The organism is Neisseria sp. WLZKY-1 (assembly GCF_046546535.1).
Classification (GTDB): domain Bacteria; phylum Pseudomonadota; class Gammaproteobacteria; order Burkholderiales; family Neisseriaceae; genus Neisseria.
In genome coordinates, this window is the sequence record NZ_JBKGTW010000135.1 from 1 (window position 1) to 389 (window position 389).

Sequence of the window (389 nt, forward strand, 5' to 3'; positions counted from 1 at the left end):
CGTGAACCTGATGCAGACGGTTTTTCTCGGCAGTCCGCATATCCACCAGTTGGTTGCGGCGGTTAACCAATGCTTCCAACACTTCTTCCGCTTCGGTGGGCGGCTGGTAGAGCATGGTTTGCCAACCTTCTTTCTGTGCCGTCATCTGTGCGAAGAAGGCGAGCATTTTGGCATCTTTGGCATCGGTTTTGGTTAGCGACTGCGATTGGGCAAACTGATGCGTCTGACGCGGGTTGGCGATGATCACGGCTATGCCTGCGCGGTGGATGGCTTTGGCGGCGGGGATTTCGAGACCGCCGGTGCTTTCCATGACGACGAGAGCGACCTTGTGTTTTTTAAGGTATTCGACGGTATGGGCGATGCCTTTGGGGTTGTTGGTTTCGGTTTTG

Annotated in this window: 1 protein-coding gene; it reads right to left on the reverse strand. The window is 55.0% G+C overall.

Annotated features, from left to right (window positions below):
- Positions 1 to 389, reverse strand: a 389-nt coding sequence (locus ACLD9W_RS12535; protein WP_410842304.1) for an IS110 family transposase, incomplete at both ends; no start/stop codon positions are given.